This window comes from Magnetospirillum sulfuroxidans (assembly GCF_018224925.1).
GTDB classification, from domain to species: domain Bacteria; phylum Pseudomonadota; class Alphaproteobacteria; order Rhodospirillales; family Magnetospirillaceae; genus Magnetospirillum; species Magnetospirillum sulfuroxidans.
In genome coordinates, this window is the sequence record NZ_JAGTUF010000040.1 from 1 (window position 1) to 6,237 (window position 6,237).

The window sequence follows — 6,237 nt, forward strand, 5'->3', positions numbered from 1 at the left end:
CTGACCACACAACATCCCGTAGCGCCCCCCTGCAACCCCAAACCCTCGCCTGACGCGCCATACTGAGAACTGCTGGCTGGCACCGATCAACCTTGATCGACCTGGGGAAAAGGTCCATAAAACCTGCCATCCCTTTGACTGTGCGGGTTTTCGCCGTGACTGCCACCCCAGATCCCATCGCCTTCATCGATTTGAAAACCCAGCGCCTGCGTATCGCCGACAAGGTCGAAGCGGCACTAAAAAAGGTGTTGGAGCACGGTGCCTTCGTCATGGGGCCGGAAATCATCGAGCTGGAAAAGCAATTGGCGCAATGGGGCGGGGTTAAACATGCTCTTGCCTGTGCCAGCGGCACCGACGCTCTGGTTTTAGCGCTGATGGCCAAAGGAATCGGTCCTGGTCACGCCGTCTTCGTGCCATCCTTTACTTTCGTCGCCACCGCCGAGGCAGCCGTTCTGGTTGGTGCCACTCCGGTTTTCGTCGATATCCTGCCCGATCTGTTGACCATGGACCCGGCCAGCCTGCAACGTTGCATCGATTCCTGCCCGTCGCATCTGGTGCCTAAGGCGGTGATGCCGGTGGATCTGTTCGGTCAACCGGCCGACTACGTGGCCCTTGGCGCCATCGCCACCAAGCACGGCCTGACCATGATCGCGGATGCGGCCCAAAGCTTCGGCGCCGCCCTGCACGGAAAACCCGTGGGTGCCCTGGCTGAAATGACCACCACCAGCTTCTTCCCGGCCAAGCCCCTGGGATGCTATGGCGATGGCGGCGCGGTACTGACCGACGACGATGGGCTGATCGAGATTCTGCGCTCCATCCGCAACCATGGTCAGGGGCGTGACCGTTATGAACATGCCCGCATCGGCGTTAATGGCCGGCTCGATACCATGCAGGCGGCCATCTTGCTGGAAAAGCTGGGCATCTTCGCCGATGAAATTCAGGCCCGTGATCGTGTCGCCAAGCGCTACACCCAATTGCTGGCCGATGTGGTCGCCACCCCGGTGGTGATCGAAGGCGGCACATCGGTGTGGGCGCAATACACCATGACCACAGCCAACCGTGACGCCATCGTCAAGGCGTTGGCCGCTGACGGTGTGCCCACCGGCGTTTACTACCCGACACCGTTGCACCTGCAGGGACCTTATGCCCATTTCCCTCGTGATCCCGCCGGTATGACGGTAACCGAAGACAAGATGGGCCATGTGTTCAGCCTGCCCATGCATCCCTACCTGGACGACGTCACTCAGGATCGTATCGTCGCCGTATTGCGCAAAGTGGTGGAGAGCTGCCAGTGAGCCGCGCCGACGTCTTCGTTCATGCCAGTGCCGTGGTTCATGACGATGCCACCATCGGCACAGGCACCCGCATCTGGGACTGGTCCAAGGTGCGGGAGAAATCGGTGATCGGCAGCGGCTGTAACATCGGTCAGTCCTGCTATATCGACATCGGCGCGGTGGTCGGGGACCGCTGCAAGATCCAAAACGGTGTATCGGTTTATCACGGCGTCACCATCGGCGATGACGTTTTCGTCGGTCCCAACGCCGTGTTCACCAACGATCTGGTGCCACGCGCCTTCAACACCGAATGGAAGATCACCGAGACCCGCGTCGGCAACGGCGCCTCCATCGGCGCCAACGCCACCATCCGCTGCGGCATCCGCTTGGGCGATTATGCCATGGTCGCCGCCGGCGCCGTGGTGACCAAAGACATCCCCGCCCATGGCTTGGTCATGGGCAACCCGGCCAAGCTGGTCGATTATGTCACCCGATCAGGCAAGCGGTTGGACTGGGACATGACCGGACCAACGCCCGCCGCTGACAAACTGGTCGATTAGCGCCGTGGATCTGCTCCCCGCCTTACAGACACTTTATCGGCGGTTGACCGCCGAGATGCGGTCGAAATATGACCGCCGGGTGGCGTTGGGCGATTTACTGACTGACCGCTGGGAAATTGCTCGCTCTTATGGTTTCGGGGCCGGTTCGTCGTGCTATGACAATGTGCTGATTCTGGGTGACGTTCGTGTCGGAGAAAACACCTGGATCGGTCCCAATTGCGTCTTGGATGGCAGCGGCGCTCCATTGGTCATCGGCGATTGGTGTTCGATCAGTGCCGGTGTGCAAATCTACACTCACGATACCGTCCGCCGGAGCATCAGCATGGGCGCTGATCCCATCGACAAGGCTCCGGTCAGCATTGGCTCCGGCGTCTATATCGGTCCGAATACCGTTGTGGCTAAGGGCGTCAGCATCGGGGACAAGGCGGTGGTCGGCGCCTTGTCCCTTGTTAATGGTGACATTACCGCTGGCTCCCGTGCCTGGGGCAGCCCGGCGCGGCTTCAGCCCTGAGGCGGCTTGCCTGATTCGGGGAGGCGTCCGACGGCGCTCTCTACCAGCCAGCGTGGGCGACGACGGGATTCGTCGTAGTTACGCCACATGTATTCCCCCAGTACGCCCAGCATGACCATCTGCAACCCACTGAGGATCAACACCGCCACCATCAGCGATGCGTATCCGGGCACGGCTCGTTCCACCAGCGCCGCCGCCAATATGTAGAGGGCATAGAGAAAGCCGAACAAAGCGACGCCAACACCGATGGCTGACATGGCTCGGATGGGCAGATACGAGAACGAGGTCATGGAATCGATGACGAGCTTGATTTTCTTCGACAGACTCCACCCTGATACACCGTGCAGGCGGGCTTCCTTGACGTATTCGATATGGGCCTGACGAAACCCCATCCACTGCACCAGAGCGACGATGCTGACATTGCGTTCGCCGAACTGGGCAAAGGAATCCATCGTTATCCGGTCCATCAGGAAGAAGTCGGCTCCCATGGCCGGCGTGTCTTTCAGACTGGCGACATGGCGCATCAGCCAATAATAAAGTTGGGAGAAGGCAAGAGTCGAGACGGTCTCACCTTCCCGCTTGGTACGCACCGCCCAGACAATCTGAGCCCCCTGGCGCCAATGATCCATCAGCGCTGGGATGGTTTCGGGCGGGTCTTGCAGATCGCCGGCCATGATTACCGCCGCATCGCCCAGTGCTGCTGCCAGCCCGCAGGAAATGGCCGCGTGGCTGCCGAAATTGCGTGACAAGCGCATGCCGCGGACACGCGCGTCACGCTCAGCGAGTTCGTGGGTGACGGCGAAGGTGTCATCAGGGGAATGGTCATCGACGATCACCCATTCCCATTGAATATTCAGGCCGTCGCACACTGTCTTAAGGCGTTCGTACATCAGCGGCAGGTTGCGCGCTTCGCGATAGGCGGGGGTGACGATGGACAGTTTCATCGGCTTAAGGCTTCCAGTGCGGTACGGCATCGGTCAAGGCATCCAACAAACGGTCGCCAACGCGGTCCTGATATTCGGAATTGACGCGGAACATGGCGTCGACCATGCGGGTCTGGCGTTCCAGGTAGTTTAGCATGGGCAGCGGATAGCGTCCGCCGCTTTGGCTGTAGTGCAGGGGATGCAACAACAATTGTACGATCCGCTCGGCCCCTTGGGCGACAAAATCCAGGGGATCGGAGCGGAACCGCATGCGTGAATCCGACAGATAGCGATCAGCAGCGAAAATGGCTGGATCATAGGCATTGTTCCAGCCGTCCAGCAGCATGAAATTGCCGTGGACCGATGGATTGTGCAGGCTAACCGAATCCACGGCTTGGCCGATGATGTCGGCCAGCACGTCGCCTTCAGCCCTGGCGTGATGGGCCAAACCGGCATGATCGGCATCGGGGTAGACCTGGGGGTCGAAGTGCAGCGCCACCTCGAAACCGTCTTCGGCCATGGACCGTAACATCCGCCGTGCCGGCATGGCGTTGACGTTGTAGGTTTCCGCCGTCACCAGAAAGAAGAAGGTCGAGCGGATTCCGTTTTCCCCGACCACGCGGGAAAATTCGTAGGCGGCGGCCATGTCGAGGTCAATGTCATGGCGCAGGATCACCCCCGCCTGACCGTGCCAATCGCGCAACGGAAATACCGGGCTACAGGCCTTTGCCCGGCGCAGCAACAGCCCGAGCCCTTCGAAACTGAAAACGTCCATCATCGCCCACTCGCAAGAATCCATTTGGAATTAAACCTCTTTGCCCTGGGAAAGCAATGACCTTGGGGCCAGGGCGAACGGGTCGAGAATGCCGCTTGACCCAACGGTGGGCGCAATGGGAAAACCCCTGGCAATATGTATCGTTGACCGGATCACGTGATGTCGTTGCTTGAACTTTTGTTCCTTGATTTCACACAACGGCAGGTGCTGGCTTGCACCGCACTCTTCCTGACCCTGTCTTGGGCCATAGGCCGAGGCTTACGTCTTGGCGGGCTGCTTGCCCCCGCCTTCGGCTTCCTGCTGCTGTGCGCGGCCGCCACTCTGGCCATGCTGGGGTTGCGCCAGACCGGCGCATCACTGACGTGGTTCGGCCCATTGGTGCTGGCCGGGACGGTGGCTCTGGTCCTGGCCTTGCGCATGGCGCTGCCGCCCCTTCCCGCCGCACCGCCGGACAACCGGGCATGGCTGATCGCCGTGAGCGCGATCCTCATCATCACGGTGTGGAGTCTGCGCATCATCCAGTTGGACCCATCCGCCAGTCTGTCATCCCATCACGGCTGGTATCCGCTTTATATCGAAGGGTCGTTCCAAATCGATCGCTTCGGCCGGGTCGAGGATTTTGCCTTCGGCAACGGATACCTTGCCAGCATCTCCTATGGATTGGACCTGATGGGCCTGGTTGCCTTGGGTAAATGGTTCGGGCCGTTCTCCGCCTGGCATGCCTACAGTGCCGCCTCGACCCTGGCAGCCTTGCTCAGCCTTTGCGTCTTGGCGGAAGCCTTGCGCGCCTCGCGCGCCGCTCTGGTCTGTTATGGCCTGATGGTCCTGGCCTTGCTGGCGGGCGATTTTCTCTACCGCACCACCATGGCCCGCAATTGGGGCGACGCCATGCTGTATCTGGGCGGCGCCGTCATGCTGGTAACGCTGACCCAGGGCCAGGATATCCGCCGCCGTGCCTTGTGGACAGCCGCCGCCTCGCTCTTCCTGGTCGTCGGTCGTCATTACGGCGCCTTTTATTCCGGCTTGATAATGATTGCCGGTTATGGCGCGACCTGGCGGCTGCAACGGCAGCCCGACCTTCGGCCGTGGCTGGGGCTCGGAATCATCTTGCTGATCTTGTCCAGCCGCGAAATCGCCTGTATCCTTGCCCCGCCCAGTCCCTATTATCCAGGCTCGAAGCTGTTGGAGGTCGCGGCACCGCCACAATCCATGCTGCTGTCCGGTACGCTGAACGATCTGGGAGTGCTGACCGATGGTCACTTGGCCCCGACTGTGATCGGCCTGCGCAACCTTTACCTGCTGGCGGCCCTGGTTCTGACGGCGATCTGGTGGCGGCAGCGGACGCAGCGGCTTTCCTGGCTGGCCACCGGTTTGTTGCCGCTGGCCTTGGCCGCCTTGCCGCAAATCCTGCAATACCTGACCCAATACCGGTCCAGTCACGAATACAGCAAGACAACCCTGGTGGCCATCCATCTGTTCGCCTGGTATCCGGCCTATGTCCTGGGCCGCGTCACCCCCTTGTGGCGGTGGCGGCCATCTCTCCGCTTGCTGATCGCCGCCCTGGTGGTGGGTGGCGGAATCGCCGTGACCGGCGGCACCGTCGTACTGACGGCAAAAGCCGGCATCGACTTGCGCCAAGGGCCGAGCGCATTGTTGAACTGGGCTTTCACCCGCTACCGCGACCATAACGTCGATCTGAACATCGCCCGCCTGATGCGGGAACAATGGAACGAGCGGGAAATAGCCGAGATCACCGCCCGCCCCGTGCTTTATCTGCACTACGAACCTGGATTGGGCCTGCGCAATTTCATGGGTGGCCAGCTGTTCTGCGACCTCGACTTCTGGGGCCCCACGGTACAGCAGGCGGCTGACGCCTCGTCGTCTCTTCCCGACCTAATCGCCCGCCTGGGCTATCCCAGCATCTATCTCAGCTACGGCGATTCGTCCCTTTACAGCCGCTACCAGCCACAACACTGGAATCGCTTCGCGGCTGAATTCGCCTCCATCGGTACCGCCCAATGGATCGAGAGATCGGTTACCTATCGCACCGCCACCTTGCTGGTACCGAAACGACCCGCCGATGCCCCTTTCCCCAAGTGCCCGACCGCCGCCGATCACCAGCAGTTCTAATTTTGGAACGAAAGGGGATTCCCAAAGCGTCGAAAGTCTGACTCAATCTGTGGTGTGGAGCGGC

At 60.8% G+C, this 6,237-nt stretch carries 6 protein-coding genes; 4 read left to right on the forward strand and 2 right to left on the reverse strand.

Annotated features, from left to right (window positions below; translation table 11 throughout):
• The first annotated feature begins 155 nt into the window (after positions 1 to 155).
• From KEC16_RS19375 to KEC16_RS19385, 3 genes are read left to right on the forward strand one after another with little or no spacing between them, the layout of a single operon-like run.
• Positions 156 to 1,295, forward strand: a complete 1,140-nt coding sequence (locus tag KEC16_RS19375; protein ID WP_211552034.1) for a DegT/DnrJ/EryC1/StrS family aminotransferase — start codon at positions 156 to 158, stop codon at positions 1,293 to 1,295.
• On the forward strand, positions 1,292 to 1,834 hold the full coding sequence (locus KEC16_RS19380) for an acyltransferase (RefSeq protein WP_211552036.1): 543 nt from the start codon (positions 1,292 to 1,294) through the stop codon (positions 1,832 to 1,834). The genes KEC16_RS19375 and KEC16_RS19380 overlap by 4 nt, the downstream gene beginning before the upstream one ends.
• Positions 1,835 to 1,838: 4 nt before the next feature.
• Positions 1,839 to 2,345, forward strand: a complete 507-nt coding sequence (locus KEC16_RS19385) for an acyltransferase (RefSeq protein WP_211552038.1) — start codon at positions 1,839 to 1,841, stop codon at positions 2,343 to 2,345.
• On the opposite strand, the gene KEC16_RS19390 is transcribed toward KEC16_RS19385, so the two are convergent.
• Entirely contained in the window at positions 2,336 to 3,289 is a 954-nt protein-coding gene (locus tag KEC16_RS19390; protein ID WP_211552040.1) for a glycosyltransferase family 2 protein, read from the reverse strand. The two genes, KEC16_RS19385 and KEC16_RS19390, sit on opposite strands and share 10 nt — an antisense overlap.
• A 4-nt stretch (positions 3,290 to 3,293) precedes the next feature.
• A complete protein-coding gene (locus tag KEC16_RS19395) occupies positions 3,294 to 4,067 on the reverse strand; it encodes a polysaccharide deacetylase family protein (RefSeq protein ID WP_211552042.1) in 774 nt (257 codons plus the stop codon).
• 135 nt (positions 4,068 to 4,202) lie between these two features.
• Here KEC16_RS19395 and KEC16_RS19400 point away from each other — a divergent pair, with 135 nt between their 5' ends.
• Positions 4,203 to 6,173: a hypothetical protein gene (locus KEC16_RS19400; protein WP_211552044.1), complete on the forward strand. Its 1,971-nt coding sequence runs from the start codon at positions 4,203 to 4,205 to the stop codon at positions 6,171 to 6,173.
• The last annotated feature ends 64 nt before the right edge of the window (positions 6,174 to 6,237 follow it).